Annotated in this window: 18 protein-coding genes; 14 read left to right on the top strand and 4 right to left on the bottom strand. The window is 35.5% G+C overall.

What is annotated here, in order from left to right; translation table 11 throughout:
* Window positions 1–84 precede the first annotated feature (84 nt).
* Complete coding sequence (locus tag BSU00_RS06210; protein ID WP_105003923.1) at window positions 85–504, top strand: nucleoside deaminase; 420 nt, start codon at window positions 85–87, stop codon at window positions 502–504.
* A gap of 10 nt (window positions 505–514) precedes the next feature.
* Here BSU00_RS06210 and BSU00_RS06205 read toward each other — a convergent pair whose 3' ends face one another.
* Entirely contained in the window at window positions 515–1,279 is a 765-nt protein-coding gene (locus BSU00_RS06205; RefSeq protein WP_105003606.1) for a TatD family hydrolase, read from the bottom strand.
* Window positions 1,280–1,323: 44 nt separating this feature from the next.
* Here BSU00_RS06205 and BSU00_RS06200 point away from each other — a divergent pair, with 44 nt between their 5' ends.
* Entirely contained in the window at window positions 1,324–1,812 is a 489-nt protein-coding gene (locus BSU00_RS06200) for a retropepsin-like aspartic protease (protein WP_105003605.1), read from the top strand.
* Here the strand turns inward: BSU00_RS06200 and BSU00_RS06195 are convergent.
* Window positions 1,799–2,257: an Lrp/AsnC family transcriptional regulator gene (locus BSU00_RS06195; protein WP_105003604.1), complete on the bottom strand. Its 459-nt coding sequence runs from the start codon at window positions 2,255–2,257 to the stop codon at window positions 1,799–1,801. The genes BSU00_RS06200 and BSU00_RS06195 overlap by 14 nt on opposite strands.
* A gap of 163 nt (window positions 2,258–2,420) precedes the next feature.
* Between BSU00_RS06195 and BSU00_RS06190 the strand changes: the two genes are divergently transcribed.
* The 9 genes from BSU00_RS06190 (at window position 2,421) to BSU00_RS06150 (ending at window position 12,503) form a co-directional block, all read left to right on the top strand.
* A complete protein-coding gene (locus BSU00_RS06190) occupies window positions 2,421–3,638 on the top strand; it encodes an aminotransferase class I/II-fold pyridoxal phosphate-dependent enzyme (protein ID WP_105003603.1) in 1,218 nt (405 codons plus the stop codon).
* A gap of 217 nt (window positions 3,639–3,855) precedes the next feature.
* Window positions 3,856–5,340, top strand: a complete 1,485-nt coding sequence (gene nhaC, locus BSU00_RS06185) for a Na+/H+ antiporter NhaC (protein ID WP_105003922.1) — start codon at window positions 3,856–3,858, stop codon at window positions 5,338–5,340.
* A 137-nt stretch (window positions 5,341–5,477) separates the two neighbouring features.
* The gene (locus BSU00_RS06180; protein ID WP_369820279.1) at window positions 5,478–6,476 is read left to right on the top strand and encodes an aminotransferase class I/II-fold pyridoxal phosphate-dependent enzyme; all 999 of its coding nucleotides are present in this window, start codon (window positions 5,478–5,480) and stop codon (window positions 6,474–6,476) included.
* Between the two features lie 165 nt (window positions 6,477–6,641).
* The gene (locus BSU00_RS06175; protein WP_105003602.1) at window positions 6,642–7,019 is read left to right on the top strand and encodes a DUF2007 domain-containing protein; all 378 of its coding nucleotides are present in this window, start codon (window positions 6,642–6,644) and stop codon (window positions 7,017–7,019) included.
* A complete protein-coding gene (gene bioD / locus BSU00_RS06170) occupies window positions 7,019–7,630 on the top strand; it encodes a dethiobiotin synthase (protein WP_105003601.1) in 612 nt (203 codons plus the stop codon). Before BSU00_RS06175 ends, bioD begins: the two co-directional genes overlap by 1 nt.
* The gene (bioA, locus tag BSU00_RS06165) at window positions 7,630–8,895 is read left to right on the top strand and encodes an adenosylmethionine--8-amino-7-oxononanoate transaminase (RefSeq protein WP_105003921.1); all 1,266 of its coding nucleotides are present in this window, start codon (window positions 7,630–7,632) and stop codon (window positions 8,893–8,895) included. The genes bioD and bioA overlap by 1 nt, the downstream gene beginning before the upstream one ends.
* 290 nt (window positions 8,896–9,185) lie before the next feature.
* Window positions 9,186–10,343, top strand: a complete 1,158-nt coding sequence (locus BSU00_RS06160) for a beta-ketoacyl synthase N-terminal-like domain-containing protein (RefSeq protein WP_105003920.1) — start codon at window positions 9,186–9,188, stop codon at window positions 10,341–10,343.
* Window positions 10,344–10,409: 66 nt separating this feature from the next.
* A complete protein-coding gene (bioB, locus tag BSU00_RS06155) occupies window positions 10,410–11,510 on the top strand; it encodes a biotin synthase BioB (RefSeq protein WP_105003600.1) in 1,101 nt (366 codons plus the stop codon).
* 126 nt (window positions 11,511–11,636) lie between these two features.
* The gene (locus BSU00_RS06150) at window positions 11,637–12,503 is read left to right on the top strand and encodes a cupin-like domain-containing protein (RefSeq protein WP_105003599.1); all 867 of its coding nucleotides are present in this window, start codon (window positions 11,637–11,639) and stop codon (window positions 12,501–12,503) included.
* Window positions 12,504–12,580: 77 nt separating this feature from the next.
* On the opposite strand, the gene BSU00_RS06145 is transcribed toward BSU00_RS06150, so the two are convergent.
* Both BSU00_RS06145 and fbp read right to left on the bottom strand, forming a co-directional pair.
* Complete coding sequence (locus tag BSU00_RS06145; protein WP_105003598.1) at window positions 12,581–13,189, bottom strand: superoxide dismutase; 609 nt, start codon at window positions 13,187–13,189, stop codon at window positions 12,581–12,583.
* A 127-nt stretch (window positions 13,190–13,316) separates the two neighbouring features.
* Window positions 13,317–14,354 carry a class 1 fructose-bisphosphatase gene (fbp, locus tag BSU00_RS06140; protein WP_105003597.1) on the bottom strand — a complete coding sequence of 346 codons (1,038 nt, stop codon included), beginning with the start codon at window positions 14,352–14,354 and terminating at the stop codon, window positions 13,317–13,319.
* A 154-nt stretch (window positions 14,355–14,508) separates the two neighbouring features.
* Here fbp and BSU00_RS06135 point away from each other — a divergent pair, with 154 nt between their 5' ends.
* Genes BSU00_RS06135 through BSU00_RS06125 form a run of 3 tightly spaced genes read left to right on the top strand, consistent with a single transcriptional unit; the run spans window position 14,509 to window position 18,108 of the window.
* On the top strand, window positions 14,509–14,991 hold the full coding sequence (locus BSU00_RS06135; RefSeq protein ID WP_105003596.1) for a GNAT family N-acetyltransferase: 483 nt from the start codon (window positions 14,509–14,511) through the stop codon (window positions 14,989–14,991).
* A gap of 2 nt (window positions 14,992–14,993) precedes the next feature.
* Window positions 14,994–16,253: an aspartate kinase gene (locus BSU00_RS06130; RefSeq protein WP_105003595.1), complete on the top strand. Its 1,260-nt coding sequence runs from the start codon at window positions 14,994–14,996 to the stop codon at window positions 16,251–16,253.
* A gap of 49 nt (window positions 16,254–16,302) precedes the next feature.
* On the top strand, window positions 16,303–18,108 hold the full coding sequence (locus tag BSU00_RS06125) for a lysophospholipid acyltransferase family protein (protein WP_105003594.1): 1,806 nt from the start codon (window positions 16,303–16,305) through the stop codon (window positions 18,106–18,108).
* Window positions 18,109–18,169 lie beyond the last annotated feature (61 nt).

Below are 18,169 nucleotides of genomic sequence, written 5' to 3'. Positions count from 1 at the left end.
AGAGTCTGCTCCGTAAAATTTTAGTTACATTTGTTTTTCGCCTAAATCTTTTTATTTGTGGATGTTTTTGACGATGTTTATTTTATGAGAAGAGCCCTTCAAGAGGCACAATTTGCCTTTGACAAAGGGGAGGTTCCTGTTGGTGCTGTAATTACGTTTAACAATCAAATAATTGCAAGAGCACACAATTTAACAGAGACCCTAAACGATGTTACAGCGCACGCAGAAATGCAAGCATTTACTGCTGCTGCTGATTTTTTAGGGGGTAAATACTTAAAAAATTGTACCTTATATGTAACCTTGGAGCCCTGTCAAATGTGTGCTGGTGCGAGTTATTGGACACAAATAGGAAAAATAGTTTACGGTGCAAGTGAACCTAAATTAGGATTTCGTGTTTTGCAGACAAAGTTGCACCCTAAAACTAAGGTTGTTTCCGGAGTTCTAGAAGAAGATTGTGCATTTCTTTTGAAAAAATTTTTTATTGAAAAACGAAATTTAAATTAAAAATTTCTGGTCAAACACCAAAAATATCCTTAGAGTTCTTCGTGGTAATTGCCACAATATCCTGATACGGAACCCCATAGATACTTACTAATTTATCGATTACTCTTGTTATATAGCTGCTTTCATTTCTCTTTCCTCGATAAGGTTTTGGAGCGAGGTACGGAGAATCGGTTTCCAAAACGATATGGTTCAAGTTAATCTCCTGTAAGAACTGATCGATTTTACCATTTTTAAAAGTAGCTACACCACCAATACCTAATTTCATATTGAAAGATAGTGCTCTTTTTGCTTGTGTTAAGGTTCCGGTAAAGCAATGAAAAACACCACGTAAATTTTCTCCTTTTTCTTCTTCCAAAATTTCAAAAATTTCATCAAATGCTTCTCTACAATGAATAACAATTGGTAAGTTTTTTTCCTTTGCCCACCGTATTTGAATTCTAAAGGCTTCTTGTTGCTGTGTCAAATATGTTTTGTCCCAATATAAATCAATTCCGATTTCTCCTAGTGCGTAAAAATTTCGTTGGTCGATCCAGTTTTTAACTAAAGCAAGCTCCTCTTGATAATTTTCTTTTACAGAGGTTGGATGCAAGCCCATCATTAAAAACATACTTTCTGGGTAGTCTTTTTCCAGTTCTAGCATTCTTTTTGTGTATGTGCTATCAATAGCGGGAATAAAAAAACGAGAAACACCAGCCTCTTTTGCACGAGCTATCATCTCTTTTCTGTCTTCATCAAATTGCTCCGAGTATAAATGTGTGTGGGTATCGGTAATCATTTTCAATATTTGCGTTGTATCTTTGCGGTACAAAAGTACGAGAAATGGCAAGTTTGAAAAAAGTATTGAAGAAAAAGAAGTACCTAAAAGTAAAACTAAAAAAAATTGCTACAAACCACCTAGAGTTAAAGGCTACCATAAATGGTGTGAAAGGGAGGTTTATTTTAGATACAGGTGCTTCAAACTCTTGTGTTGGTCTTGATTTGATAGAGTATTTCCAATTGATTTCTGAAGACAGTGAAATTAAAGCAGCAGGAGCAGGAGCCATGAATATGGAAACGAAAAAATCTTCTAATAATATCCTTCGTATTGGAAAATGGAAAATGCGTACTTGTGATTTAGTTTTGTTTGATTTGTCTCATGTTAACACAGCATTAACTCAGCACAATGCAAAAGAAGTTCACGGTATCATTGGAGCAGATGTGTTGGAGTCTGGAAAAGCATTTATTGATTACCAAAAAAACATTTATACCTTAAAAGACACAAGAGAAAAAAGGTTATACGATTACCTTTTTAAGTTTACAGCGAAATAGCTATTGTGTTTTTTACTTCACCTATAGTAAATATACTATGTGTACTTCCAATATGCTTTAGACCGGTAATTTTATTAAGCATGAATTCCCTGTAGGCGAGCATGTCTTTAATGTAGATTTTTAAGACGTAATCGTATTCTCCACTGACGTGGAAGCACTCCGAAACCTCTTGTAAGTTTTTAATTTCTTTTTCAAAATCTGCAATAAATTCTTTGCTGTGTTTAATGAGTTTGACGTGGCAGAAAACTAGCAATGATTTTTCGATTTTATTTTTGTCGATAATGGCTACATATTCTTTGATAAACCCCTCTCTTTCAAGTTTTTTTATACGTTCGTATACGGCTGTTACAGATAAGTTTAGTTTTAACGATAAGCTTTTTGTAGTTTGTTTGCTGTCGCTTTGTAGTTCTGTTAGTAAATGTTTGTCTATACTGTCTATTTTCATCTGAAAAATATTCTAAATACGAAGAGGAAGGTAAATTTTTTAGGATAATTTTTAGTTTAAAATAAAAAAATACCGAAAATAATTCTTTATATATTCAAAACTATTGATTTTTAATCAAAAAAATAGCTTTTTTGTAATAAATAAACAACAAAATTAATAAGTTATGGGATTTAAGCCAGCAAATAATATTCAAGATTTACAATATTTCGGAGAATTCGGAGGAGTTAATCCATCTATTTCAGATTCATCAACCTATACTTTTCTAGAAGCAAAAACAATGTTTGATACTTTCGAAGGTAATACTGATGGATGTTATTTGTATTCCCGCCACACATCTCCTTCTAATTTGTACTTGGGAGAAGCATTGGCAGCGATGGAGGGAACAGAAACAGCGAATGTAACCGCGTCTGGAATGGGTGCAATTACACCTACTATTATGCAAGTTTGTGGTGCTGGGGATCATTTGGTATCTAGTAGAACTATTTACGGAGGAACCTATGCTTTTTTAAAGAATTTTACACCAAGAATGAACATTGCAACTTCCTTTGTAGATATCACAAAGTTAGATGCGGTAGAGGCTGCAATACAAGAAAGCACCAAAATGATTTATTGCGAAACAGTGAGTAATCCTCTATTGGAGGTAGCAGACATAAAAGGTCTAGCAAAACTGGCAAAAAAATACAATTTAATGTTGGTCGTAGACAATACCTTTTCTCCTCTGTCTATTTCACCAGCGCAACTCGGAGCGGATATAGTAATTCACAGTTTGACCAAGTTTATCAATGGAAGTTCCGATACTATGGGCGGTGTAATGTGCGGTTCTGCAGAATTTATAAATGCACAAAAAAGTGTTATTGATGGAGCTAGTATGTTGTTGGGGTCTTCTATGGATTCATTGCGTTCTGCTTCCATTTTGAAAAATATGAGAACCTTACATATTCGCATGAAACAACACAGTAAAAATGCCATGTATTTAGCCACAAAGTTTGAAGAGGATGGCGTTAAAACAGTATATCCAGGATTGGCCTCACATCCTTCTCATGAAATTTTTAAATCTATGATGAATGCAGAATACGGGTATGGAGGAATGCTTACTATAGATGCAGGATCCTTAGAGAAAGCGAATGCTCTCATGGAATTAATGCAAGATAAAAATTTAGGTTATTTAGCGGTAAGTTTAGGGTTTTATAAAACTCTTTTTTCTGCCCCAGGTACCTCAACTTCCTCTGAAATTCCGGAAGAGGAACAAAAAGAAATGGGACTAACGGATGGTCTGATTAGATTTTCAATAGGTTTAGATAATGACATTGAAAGAACGTATGCAATGATGAAACAGTGTATGATTGCCGTTGGAGTTTTGAAAGAAGAGCTGTCGTTGTAAATTAGCTTTTTACACGGAACAAAAAGTCTCGCATTAGCAAGGCTTTTTTTTATCCCTATTCCTAAAATGAGCAGTAGGATATAATCGTACTTTTACTAAGGTGTTTATTACACGTTTGAAATTTATTTTTTCTCTAATGCAACAGCAATGTCAACTAGTTTTCTACTTGTGTAATTCTATTCAAAATCGTAACATTACACTCACAAAAAACGAATTCATGGAAGCAGGTAATAAACCATTACAAAACAAAGTAGCACAAGAGCAAATTATTGAGAATAAAGAATTAAGTATTTGGGAAGCTTTAATTCCTGTTTTCGCATTAATCCTAATGCTTGCCTACAACGTGTATGTTTTTGGGGATGATGCTTTGAGTGGTAGTAATCAGTTTATTTTACTTTTGGGAGGAGCAGTAGCTGCTGTCATTGGTTTTAGGAATAAGGTTACTTATAAAAAAATGATGGAGGAGGTTGCTGAAAATATTAAGTCAACGGCAAGTGCAATATTAATATTGCTAATGGTTGGATCTTTAGCAGGAACTTGGCTCATTAGCGGGATAATCCCTTCGATGATTTATTATGGGCTTCAAGTTTTAAATCCAACAATTTTTTTGGTGGCTTGTTTGGTAATATGTGCAGTAATATCCATTGCCACAGGTAGTTCTTGGACCACCGCTGCAACGGTAGGAATCGCGCTTGTTGGAATTGGAGAGGCCTTAGGAATTTCCCTAGGAATGACTGCAGGTGCTGTTTTATCAGGTGCTTATTTTGGAGATAAAATGTCCCCGATGTCAGACACTACAAACCTAGCGCCAGCCATGGCAGGGACCGATTTGTTTACCCACATTAAATATATGGCATACACCACGGTACCAACTTTTGTGGTTACCATGTTCTTTTTTGTTATTTTAGGATTTACTCAACAAGCTACCGGAGAAGCAAACACGCAAGTTATGTTGGCAGATATTGAAAAAGCTTTTCATATTACGCCTTGGTTGTTTTTAGTTCCAGTACTAGTTATTATTTTAATTATAAAAAAGACGCCTCCTTTAATTGCACTACTAGCCGGAACTATCTTAGGAGGTATATTTGCTATTATTTTTCAACCTCAGGTGTTGCTTCAGTTAACAGGGGTAGAACGTTTAGACTTTTCTTCTGCATATAAAGGAGTAATGCAAGCTATTACTGTAGAGACTTCTGTTGCCACAGAAAATGAAGTTTTAAAAGATTTATTTACAGCCGGCGGTATGAAAAAAATGTTAGGTACAGTGTGGCTAATATTACTTGCAATGGTTTTTGGAGGTATTATGGATGCCATCGGTGCTTTGGCCAGAATAAGTAGTTTTATGTTGGGTTTGTTTGATTCTGTGTTTGGTTTATTTGCAAGTACAGTAGGAACGTGTATTGGTTTAAATTTTACTGCATCAGACCAGTATTTAGCTATAGTTGTTCCGGGTAAAATGTATGCACAAGCATACAAAGACAAGGGACTAGCTCCAGAAAATTTAAGTAGAACCCTAGAAGACTCCGGAACGGTGACTTCTGTTTTAATCCCCTGGAATACCTGTGGAGCCTATCACTCAGGAGTATTGGGTGTTCCTGTTGTAGATTACGCTATGTATGCCATGTTTAATTGGTTGAGTCCATTCATGACACTACTTTTTGCAGCTTTTAGAATTAAAATTCGTATGCTATCACAAAAGTAATTGTATTAAGATTTCATATCCCTTTATAGGTTTTTCGCAATAAATAGCAATTAATAGTGCTTTGCTTGATCTTTTACTTAAAGAACTATCTTGCTGAAGATGTTCCTATTTTCTAAAAACTCTTGTATTTTTGTTCGGTGAAGTTACCAGACAAGCTACATAAGAAAATAGCAGAGAGAAAGGCGAAAAATGCTTTTAGAAAATTGGGTTTAAATACAGATTTAATTGATTTTTCCTCCAATGACTATTTAGGTTTTTCAAAATCTAAAACCATATTTGAAAATACGCATCAGTATATGCTCGATACGGGTATTTGTGAAAATGGAGCCACAGGTTCTCGCCTTTTATCAGGAAACTATTCTTTGTACGCACAAGTAGAACAAGAACTGAGTTTCTATCATAATTCGGAAGCAGCTTTGCTTTTTAATTCGGGATATTCTGCTAATGTTGGTTTCTTTTCTGCGGTGCTTCAAAAAGGGGATGTTATCTTTTACGACGAATTTATTCATGCTTCTATCCGCGATGGAGTGCAACTATCACATGCTAGTTCCTATAAGTTTCGTCACAATGATCTGCAAGACTTAGCAAAACGTATTGCAAATATAAAAGGAAGTTTAAAGTACGCCAACGCTACTTTATACGTGGTTACGGAGTCTGTATTTTCTATGGATGGAGATACTCCTGACTTGCAAAAAATAGCAGCGATTTGTAGAGAAAATTCCGCTTATTTGATTGTAGATGAAGCACATGCTTTAGGTGTTTTCGGTCAGAATGGGCTAGGCTTGGTACAAAAATTAGAACTAGAGGAGAAAGTTTTTGCAAGAATAGCAACTTTTGGAAAAGCTTTAGGCTGCCATGGGGCCGTGGTGCTTGGAAGTAAGGAATTGATTTCGTTTTTAGTAAATTTTTCTAGAAGTTTTATTTACACCACAGGGATTTCCCCACATGCCTTAGCTACCATAAAGATCGCCTACCAATTCTTACGAGGCGCCGAAGGGGTGCAAGAAATGCAAAAACTGCGGTGCAACATACAACATTTTAATTCAGAAGTAGCCCGATTAGGACTATCTTTTATTCCAAGTGCCTCAGCAATCCAGTGTACTGTGATACAGGGAACTACACATACCAAAAAATAGCATTGCAACTTCAAGAAACTGGCTTTGATGTGAAGGCTATTTTACATCCAACAGTAAAAAAAGGAGAGGAGCGTCTTAGATTTTGTCTACATAGCACTAATTCTAGAGCAGAAATTACTCAAGTTTTAGTGAACCTCACTACCTTTGTTCATAATTAGGAAAAGGATGCGAAGTGACTACGTACTTTTAACAGTTTTTGAATATTCTACCGAAGCACAGTTGTTAAAATCAAAGTTAGATTCGGAGGGTGTAACTTCGATGCTCATGGATGAAAAAACTATTGATGCCGATCCTTTAATTAGCCAAGCAATCGGTGGGGTTAAGGTGCTTGTACATGAGAAAGATAGCGATAAGGCTATTAAAATTTTCAATGCCGTTCGCGATTATGAGAAAGATCAGAAAGGCAACCCAATACCTTGCCCTAACTGTGATGCAACAACTATTTTAGTAGCACCACCACAAAGAAGAACACTATTTTTTATGTTATTTCCTTTTTTTGAAAAAAGGAAACTCATATGTAATGAATGTAAAACTATTTTTTAATGCAGAAAAAATATTTTGTAACAGGAATATCCACAGAGGTCGGAAAAACAATCGCTTCCGCGATTTTAACGGAAGCATTAAAGGCAGATTATTGGAAACCAGTTCAAGCAGGAGAATTAGAATTCGGGGATAAAGATAAAATAGCTAAACTTATATCTAATTCCAAAACAACAGTCCACCAAAACTCTTATGCCTTGCGTACCCCAATGAGTCCGCATGCCGCCGCTGCAATTGATGGTGTGCGTATAGAATTGGATAAAATTAAGGAGCCAGAAACAACGAATAATTTAGTTATTGAAGGAGCAGGGGGGGTATTAGTACCCATAAATGAATCGCAAACTATACTCGATATAATAAAACACGAATACAAAGTAATTGTAGTTTCTCGTCATTATTTAGGTAGTATAAATCATACACTATTAACGGTAGATCTATTGAAAGAAAAAGGATATGACGTAGCTATTATTTTTTCTGGAAAAGAACACCAAACGACCGAAGAAATACTAAAAAAGAAGACAGGTGTTCCTGTTATTGGAAGAATTGACGAAGAACCTTATTTCGACAGTAATGTCGTAAAGGAATACGCAGCAATATTTAAGGATAAATTATGATGACACTAAAAGAGCGAGACAAAAAACATCTCTGGCATCCATTAACTCAACACAAGTTGCATCCAGATCATATTGCAATTACCAGTGCGAAAGGGGCTTTATTGTATGATGATCAAGGAAACGAATATATTGATGGCATCGCTTCATGGTATACCTGTATGTATGGTCATTGCAATAGTTTTATTACCGATAGAGTAGCCCAGCAAATGCAAGAATTAGATCACGTTGTTTTTGCAGGTTTTACCCATGAACCCGCTATTAAGCTATCGGAAGCATTGATTGCTATTTTACCAGAAAATCAGGAAAAAGTATTTTTTTCAGATAATGGTTCGACTGCGGTCGATGTTGCCATAAAAATGGCATTACAATACCATTTCAATAAAGGGGGAAAACGAAGTAAAATAATCGCTTTAGAAGACGGGTTTCACGGGGATACTTTCGGAGCAATGTCTGTTTCTGGGTTGTCTGTTTATAATGGGCCATTTGAAGACTTTTTTATTGATGTGGCAAGAATTCCGGCCCCGACAAAAGCTAATATGCCGCTCGTAGAAGACTTGTTTAAAAAGCTGTTATCCAAAGGAGATGTAGCTGCATTTGTTTACGAACCACTCGTGCAAGGGGCAGCAGCAATGAAAATGTTTGACCCGGAATGCTTAAACACATTACTAGCAATAGCCAAAGATTATGGCGTTGTAACTATTGCAGATGAGGTGATGACTGGTTTTGGAAAAACTGGAAAACATTTTGCATCCCTGCACATGGAGAATAAACCGGATATTATGTGCCTTTCTAAAGCACTTACAGCTGGTTTAGTTCCGATGGCAATTACTACCTGCTCTGAAGAAATATACAGTGCTTTTTTAAGTGATGATATGAGTAAAGGTTTCTTTCACGGGCACACCTACTCAGCGAACCCTATTTCTTGCACGGCTGCATTAGCGGGAATTGCCTTGTTACAATCGGAGGAAATTCAAGAGAACATACAACAAATTATTGCTTCACATGCAGCTTTTGATGCTAAAATAAGAAACCATCCGAAAATAAAAGAAACACGTCAGTATGGTGTTATCTATGCTATTGATTTAAATGTTACTATAGAGCGTTATGGTAATTTGAGATACCAGTTGTTTGATTTTTTTATGCAACACGGCGTTTGCCTGCGTCCACTCGGCAATACAATTTATATTTTAGCACCTTACGTCATCACCAAAAAACAGCTACATAAAATTTATGCTACTATTGAAAAAGTATTAGCTACGTTCTAATGCTGCTTCCATTACCTAAATTTAGTTTAGTATTACTTATTAAGGAAGGCATTCGACTATAACCCTGTCATCGTCTTTAACGGTAATGCTTTCGTTTATACCAGTTTTTTACTTTGTCTCCTTTAAGACCTTGCTAAATTTTAGCGTGAATACTTAAAAAATAATGTAGAATTAAGTATAAATTCAAATAGATTATGAAAATATGTTTAATTTAAAAAAAACCTGAAAACTCTACCTCTTTACTCTTAAATTCGGTATAAATAGTTTTATTTTTGCCAAAATTTCAAAATTTGAAAAATAGTATTTCCATAACAGCGATGGCTTCTGTTTCGGCTTTGGGAAGTGGATTGGAAACTATCTGGAGTCAGTATTCTAACGATATTCCATATTTGAAGGTTAAAGACTTCGGTGACTTTAAAGCTTGGGTTGCTGCGGTCCAAACACCGGAGCTTGCTAAAATTGAAAAGCTTCGTCAGGAGGATATAAAGTATAAAGATTTAGACGCTTCTGTATTGTATGCTATATATGTGTCAAGAAAAGCAGTTGCACAGGCTAGATGGGATAATAAGCATAATTTTGGAATAAATATAGGTTCTTCTCGAGGGGCTACTTCCCTATTTGAAAAATATCACAAAGAGTTTATCGAAACTAATACTTCTTCTACGTTGAGTTCGCCCACTACCACTTTAGGGAATATTTCTTCTTGGGTAGCACATGACCTACAAACTGAAGGTCCTGAAATATCCCATTCAATAACTTGCTCAACCGGGTTGCACTCTCTTTTAAATGGAATCGCTTGGTTACAGTCGGATATGACAGATACGTTTTTGGTAGGGGCTAGTGAAGCATCACTTACAGGTTTTACCATCGCACAGATGCAAGCTTTGAAAGTATATGCCAAGAACAAAGACCCATATCCATGTAAGGCGTTTGATTTGCAAAAGAAACAAAATACGATGGTTTTAGGTGAAGGGGCTGCTGTTCTCTGTTTAGAAAATGGGAACACAGATAATGCTATAGCTTTAGTTGAAGGGATCGGTTATGCTACAGAGGTTTTAAAGCACAATATATCGATTTCTACTGATGCCATGTGTTTTCAAAAATCCATGACGATGGCACTAAAAGACATTGTGCCTTCCGAGGTCGATGTCATCGTAATGCATGCACCGGGAACCATTAAAGGCGATCTTTCGGAATGGAATGCAATTAAAAAGGTATTTGGGGACTCCGTTCCTTTCTTAACTACAAATAAATGGAAGTTAGGACATACTTTTGCTACTTCAGGGCTATTGAGTATCGAATTAGCAATCTTAATGCTACAGCATCAGGAGGTTATCCATGTACCGTTTATAACAAAACAAAAAAGACCGAAACGAATCGAAAAAATTTTAGTAAATTCGGTTGGTTTTGGAGGCAATGCAGTATCTGTATTATTGTGTAAAAAATAGAAAACCTATAATATTATTACTATTTTTGGAACCTCAAACAAACAACTAACTAATAAACATAAGTTTATGAGCGAAGTAAGAAATGACTGGACAAAAGAAGAGATTTTAGCGATTTATAATAGACCTTTAATGGAATTGTTATACGATGCCGCTTCAATCCATAGAAAACATCACGACCCTAATACGGTACAAGTATCTACCCTGATATCGATTAAAACAGGCGGATGTTCGGAAGATTGTGGGTATTGTCCGCAAGCAGCAAGATACCATACTGGAATAGAAGGGAATGATTTGATGACGGTTAACCAGGTAAAAGCACAAGCATTACGAGCTAAGTCTGGTGGTTCCTCTCGAGTTTGTATGGGAGCTTCATGGCGAAATGTAAAAGATGGACCGGAGTTTGATCAGGTTTTGGAGATGGTGCGTACGATAAACCAACTAGATATGGAGGTGTGTTGTACCTTAGGTATGGTTACAGAAAATCAAGCAAAAAGATTGGCAGAAGCAGGTTTGTATGCGTATAATCACAATATCGATACTTCAGAAGATTATTATGACGACGTGATTTCTACACGAGCCTTTAAAGACAGAATTGATACGATTGAAAATGTCCGTAAAACGAACGTTACCGTTTGTTCTGGAGGAATTATTGGAATGGGAGAAAGTTTAGAGGATAGAGCGGGAATGTTAGAGACATTAACACGCTTCTCACCGCATCCGGAATCGGTGCCAATTAACGCTTTAGTTGCCGTAGAGGGGACGCCGATGGAAGAGCAACCTCCAGTGAATATTTTTGAAATGGTTCGAATGGTTGCTACAGCACGAATTGTTTTACCAGAATCACAAGTAAGATTATCTGCCGGAAGAACACAAATGAGCAGAGAAGGGCAAGCCATGTGTTTCTTTGCAGGAGCAAACTCTATATTTGCTGGTGACAAGTTGTTAACAACACCAAATCCGGATATTAAAGAAGATATGAAAATGTTTGAAGATCTAGGATTAAATCCACAGAAAGCATTTTACAAACACGAACAACGTGAATCTGTCGCGCAGGAGGCATCTCAGTTTAAGGCCCTTGGTGAAAAACCAAAATGGACGCGACCTGGGCACAAGATTGAAAGAAACGAGCTTAAGAAAAAAGAAGCTTTGGCTATTCGAAGAAAATAAAAGAACTTTTAATTTATATATCCAATAACACCTGTAGATTTCTGCAGGTTTTTTTTGGCAATTCATTTTACATTTATCTTCATAACAATTTCTTAACTTTGCTACTTACAATTGAATAATTGAATTATGGGACTACAGTTAGAAAGTATCGATAGAGTTTCAACCATTACCAAAGAAGATTTTATAAACAACTATTTTAAACCTCAAAAGCCTGTTGTTATTGAGCGTTTTATTGAAGATTGGCCTGCCTATTCTAAATGGTCTTTAGACTATATGAAAGAGGTTGCAGGAGATAAAATTGTTCCTCTATACGACGATAGACCTGTAGATTATAAAGATGGTTTTAACGAACCGCACGCTACCATGAAAATGAGTGAATATGTAGATTTATTAAAGCGAGAGCCTACTAAATTTAGAATATTCTTGTGGAATGTTTTAAAAGAAGTGCCTCAACTACAGAAAGATTTTACATTTCCAGACTTTGGATTGCGTTTAATGAAAGGACTACCAATGTTGTTTTTTGGAGGCAGAGACTCCTATACTTTCATGCACTATGATATTGATTTGGCAAATATTTTCCATTTTCATTTTGAAGGAAAGAAGAAATGTATACTATTTGATCAACAACAGAACAAGTATCTGTATAAGATTCCACATTCTTTAATCACCCGAGAAGATATAGATTTTAACAATCCGGATTTTGAAAAATGGCCAGCGTTAAAAAATGCCAAAGGTTTTGTTACCGAATTAGAGCACGGGAACGTATTATATATGCCAGAAGGGTATTGGCATTATATGCGATATATCACACCGGGTTTTTCAATGAGTTTACGTGCTATTGCTAGAAAGCCTAAAAATCTTTCCAAAGCAATTTACAATGTTTTTGTGATGCGAACTATTGATAATATCATGCGACGTATGAAAGGACAAAATTGGATTGATTGGAAAAATGCACAGGCTATAATTAAAACAAATAAGGCGAATGGTTTGTAAAAAAGTATAGAAAAGCTGATATCATAAAAAAGGACTTCCATGATTGGAAGTCCTTTTTTATACTAGTTTAGTGAAAATTATTTCGCTTCAGCATATCTTCTTTCTACCTCGTTCCAGTTGATAACATTGAAAAAAGCTTCAATGTAATCCGGACGACGGTTTTGATAGTTTAAGTAATACGCATGTTCCCAAACATCTAAACCTAAAATAGGAGTTCCTCCACAAGTAACACCAGGCATTAATGGATTGTCTTGGTTTGGTGTCGAACACACTTCCACTTTTCCACCTTTGTGTACACATAGCCACGCCCAACCTGAACCAAACTGCGTTGCAGCAGCTTTCGAAAAAGCATCTTTAAAAGCATCAAATGATCCAAATTCTGCTTCAATAGCATCTTTTAATTCTCCTGATAAACGTCCTTTTCCTTCCGGATTCATCACAGACCAAAACAAAGAGTGGTTGTAATAGCCACCACCATTATTTCTAACAGCCATGTTCGTCATGTCTAGATTTTCAAGGATATCCTCAATAGATTTATTTTCTAATGCTGTACCAGCTACAGCTCCATTTAATTTAGTGGTATATCCGTTATGATGCTTGCTGTGGTGAATTTCCATAGTTCTAGCATCTATATTTGGTTCCAAAGCATCGTAAGAATATCCTAATTCTGGTAGTTCAAAAGCCATAAGTATTTGTTTTTTAAATGGTTTATTTTATATTTTTCCTGCGGTAAATTTAAATGAAAAAACTCATGCAAACAACCCCTGCGTAAATTGTATGCTTATCTAACGATAACTAAAAACTATTTATTAATCACGAATAGTTAGGTTTTTCTTCTATAGAAAATTCCTGCATAAAACCTTCCGCTTTATCAACTAGTTTCTTACTTCCACAATAGAAGGGAACGCGTTGGTGTAATTCTGATGGTTGTATGTCTAGAATTCGCGTAAATCCATCGGAGGCTTTTCCTCCTGCTTGTTCGCATATGAATGCCATCGGATTACACTCGTATAAAAGTCGTAATTTTCCGTTAGGAGCAATGGCGGTAGCCGGATAAATATATACTCCTCCCTTTACCATATTTCTATGAAAATCGGTAACCAACGAACCAATGTATCTGGCTGTGTATGGTCTGTTGTCTTCTTTGTTTAATTCTTTACAGTGGATTAAAAAGCGTTTCATTCCTTCTTGAAAATGGGTAAAATATCCCTCACTAACCGAATAGATTTTTCCAATTTCTGGATATTGCATGTTGGGATGCGACAAATAAAATGTTCCAATCGCCGGGTTTAAAGTAAATCCGTTTACGCCATTTCCCGTTGTGAAGACCAACATTGTTGAGGTACCATATGCAACGTATCCTGCCGCTACTTGTTCACTACCTTTTTGTAAGAAATCGTCAATTGTCACTGGAGTTCCAATAGGAGATACTCTTCTGTAGATAGAAAAGATTGTTCCAACAGAAACATTAACGTCAATATTGGAAGAACCGTCTAAGGGGTCCATCAGTAGCACATATTTATTTTCATTGGTTTTATTTTTTCCTTCTACAATTACAAAATCATCTTCTTCTTCGCTGGCGATACCACAAACTATTTCTCTGTTAATTAAAGTTTGTTTGAATAAATCATTTGCTAAAACATCCAATTTTTGCTGTGCTTCTCCTTGGATGTTTATGTCACCGGCTGCTCCTGTAATGTCTACCAAACCAGCCTTTCTTATCTCATGGTTAACAACTTTAGCAGCTAATCGGATCGAATTGATTAAACGAGATAATTCACCAGAAGAATACTTGAAATAATTTTGGTTACTGATGATAAATTCACCGAGGGTCATGTGCTTGTTATTCATGATATATATTTGAATTTACTACAAATATCTTACCTTTTTTACGTTTCTACAACGATTATCCTTTTTTAATTTTCAACAAATAAAAATGATATGTTTTAATTTTTAGATTTATTTTTAAGCAAAAGTATTCCAACTATATTTACAGAAAAATTCAATGGACTTTATAATTCGAAAAGGAGAGATACAGGACGCACAAGCTATTTTAGATTTAATTCATGAATTAGCGGTGTTTGAAAAGTTACCCAAAGAGGTAGAAATAACCATTGATGATTTACGTATAGACGGTTTCTCAAAAACGCCAAAATTTGAAACTTTCGTCGCGGAAGATAAAGAAGGTTATGTTTTTGGGATGGCACTGTTTTACGAACGTTATTCCACTTGGAAAGGCACTGTTATTCATCTGGAAGATTTGATGGTAACTCAAAATAAAAGAGGAATTGGAGCAGGGAAAGCTTTATATACTGCAGTTTTAAACTATGCGTATGAACGTAATTTGAAAAGGGTTTGTTGGGAAGTATTAGATTGGAATTCTAATGCTATTGCTTTTTACGAAAGCACAGGTGCTGTTATTGATAAGGGTTGGTATGTTGTGAAAATGAAAGAAAAGAATTTAAAAGAATTTATAGAGAATAAGTAATCGTGAGAGTATTTAAATTTGGTGGTGCTTCTGTTAAAGACGCCCAGGCGGTAAGAAATGTTGTTCGAGTATTGCAGCACGAGGGTACAGAAAATACCTTGGTGGTTATTTCTGCGATGGGTAAAATGACAAATGCTTTTGAAAAGTTAATTCAAGCATATTTTGATGGTACAGATTTCTTACAAGAGGCTTTAGATTTTATTCAGAATTATCACCTCGATATCATTGCTACCTTATTTTCAGATCAAGGCCACAGTGCTATCGTTGATAAAGTACACCATTTATTCGGCGAATTAAATGGTTTTATGATTCGGAATAAAATACGCGATTACAATTATGTGTACGATCAAATGGTGTGCTATGGAGAGCTTTTATCTACAACTATTGTAAGTGAATATTTGCAGTCAGTAGGTATTTCAAATACCTGGTTGGATGTAAGAGAGGTAATTAAAACAGATAAAAATTACAGGGATGCCAAGGTGCAATGGGAGGTTACTGAAAATTTAATTCAAAAAAATGTGGATACCAAGCAATTAAATATTACACAGGGTTTTATCGGTAGTAATGATGATGTTACCACCACACTTGGTCGGGAAGGTTCGGATTATTCTGCAGGAATATTTGCCTATTGTTTGCAAGCGGAGAGTGTAACTATTTGGAAAGATGTAGAGGGAGTTCTCAACGCAGATCCAAGAGTGTTCAAAGAGACGGATTTATTGAAAGAAATTTCCTATGCAGAAGCTATTGAAATGGCATTTTATGGTGCGTCAGTAATTCATCCTAAAACGATACAACCACTTGAAAAAAGGGAAATTCCTTTGTTTGTTCGTTCTTTTTATGATTTAAATAATAAAGGTACCAAAGTTAGCAAGGGTGTTTTACTAAAACCATTAGTTTCATGTTTCATTGTAAAAAAGAAACAGATATTAATTGGTATTTCTGCCAAGGATTTTTCGTTTATGGTGGAAGATAATATTAGTCATGTTTTTCGTAAATTACACGAGTACAAGTTGAAAGTAAATATGATTCAAAACTCAGCGCTTAGTTTTTCAGTTTGTGTAGATGATAAATATGGAAATTTTGAACATTTTCACCAAGAGCTTAAAGCACAATATACCATTAAGTCCTACAAGGATGTAAGTCTGTATACTATACGTCATTTTGATGATAAAGCGATTGCCTCAATTAGAAATAGAGGAAAGGCAATTTTACGCCAGATAAATACTAAAACCGCGCAATTAGTATTGCAAGAAAATATATAATCACATAATTTGAGTTATATTTGTCCCTACTTCAAAGTGTTTGTAATTTATGGGATTAGTAACGCCTAAAGAAATTGCCAAGGCAATTGGTGCTGACAAATATGGTTTTTTGGGTACATTTTCAGGTTGGCTGTTAATGAAAGTTCTTCGTATTTCAAAAGCAAATGAAGTTTACAATAAACACAAGCATAAAAAAGACTTGCCTTTTTTAAACGGATTATTAGACGAATTTCAAATTTCGTTTGAGATTCCAGAAGAAGATTTAAAACGAATTCCAAAGGAGGGACCATTTATTACCATATCCAATCATCCACTCGGCGGGATTGACGGAATTCTACTTCTAAAATTATTAGTAGAACACCGTCCTGATTACAAAATAATTGCAAATTTTTTACTGCATAGAGTGGATCCACTCAAGCCTTACGTAATGCCTGTGAATCCTTTTGAAAATCATAAAGACGCTAAATCTAGTGTAGCAGGTATTAAAAGTGCGTTATCTCATATTAGAGAGGGTAAACCTCTTGGGATTTTTCCAGCAGGGGAAGTTTCTACCTATCGCGATGGAAAATTAATGGTAGACAAAGAGTGGGAGCAGGGGGCTGTTCGTTTAATTAAAAAAGCGAAGGTGCCTGTAATACCAATATACTTTCATGCAAAAAACAGTAGGTTATTTTATGTGCTATCAAGAATTAATGATACACTTAGAACCGCAAAACTACCTTCCGAATTATTATCACAAAAAAATAGAACCATAAAAGTTAGAATTGGTAAACCCATTTCTGTTCAGGATCAAAATGAATATCCTGAAATCCCCGATTTTTACCAGTTTTTGCGAACCAAAACGTATATGTTGGCTAATCCTTTTGAAAAAAGTTCGCAAAAGATTCTATCTTCACAAAATCTTAAAATCCCTAAAAAAGCAAAGAAAATTTCTTCGCAAAGACTTCCAGATTTGTTTATTAAAGAGGTTGCCAAGTTAAGAGATTTAGACGCTAGGCTTTTGAGTACTAAAAATTATGAGGTCTTTTTTGCTAACGCTAAACAAATCCCAAATTTACTGCATGAGATTGGAAGATTGCGTGAGGTAACTTTTAGAGAGGTTGGAGAGGGAACCAATGGTTCGCTAGATCTAGATAAGTACGACAAATACTACTATCATATGTTTCTTTGGGATCGTGAAAATGATTGCTTAGTTGGCGCCTATAGAATGGGGCTTGGTAGAGAAATTTACAAAAAATATGGAATCGATGGATTCTACATTCAAACACTTTTTCGAATAGAGCCTGAACTACACCCAATGATGGAATCTTCTATTGAAATGGGACGGGCATTTATCGTGAAAGAATACCAGCAAAAACCGATGCCTCTTTTTTTACTTTGGAAAGGTATTGTCCACGTTACTTTACGTTATCCTGACCATAAGTTTTTAATTGGAGGGGTAAGTATAAGTAACCAGTTTTCGGAGTTCTCCAAATCTTTAATGATCGAGTTTATGAAGTCTCATTATTACGATCCATATATTGCGCAGTATATCTATCCAAAAAAGGAATTTAAGGTAAAGTTGAAAGATGCAGATAAAGATTTCGTTTTTGATGCGACAAAATCAGACATGCAAAAGTTTGATAAGTTTATTGACGAAATTGAGCCAGGAGCACTTCGAATCCCTGTTTTAATTAAAAAGTATGTAAAGCAAAATGCTAGGCTAGTTGCTTTCAATGTAGACCCAAAGTTTAACAATGCGGTTGATGGTTTAATGTATATAAAAGTTTCCGATATCCCGGAGAGTACTGTAAAACCTGTCATGGAGGAGTTCCAAGAAGAATTGGAACGAAAAGCTGCTGAGACTGCAAAGTAGTCGTTTCCAATCGTACATGTTAAAAAACGAATGTAAGTTTAAAATTTGTACTAGTAATATT

This window comes from Tenacibaculum sp. SG-28, from assembly GCF_002954385.1.
In the GTDB taxonomy this organism is placed as follows: Bacteria; Bacteroidota; Bacteroidia; order Flavobacteriales; family Flavobacteriaceae; genus Polaribacter.
Note: the sequence above shows the minus strand (reverse complement) of the source record. Positions and strands in the feature narration are given on the sequence as shown.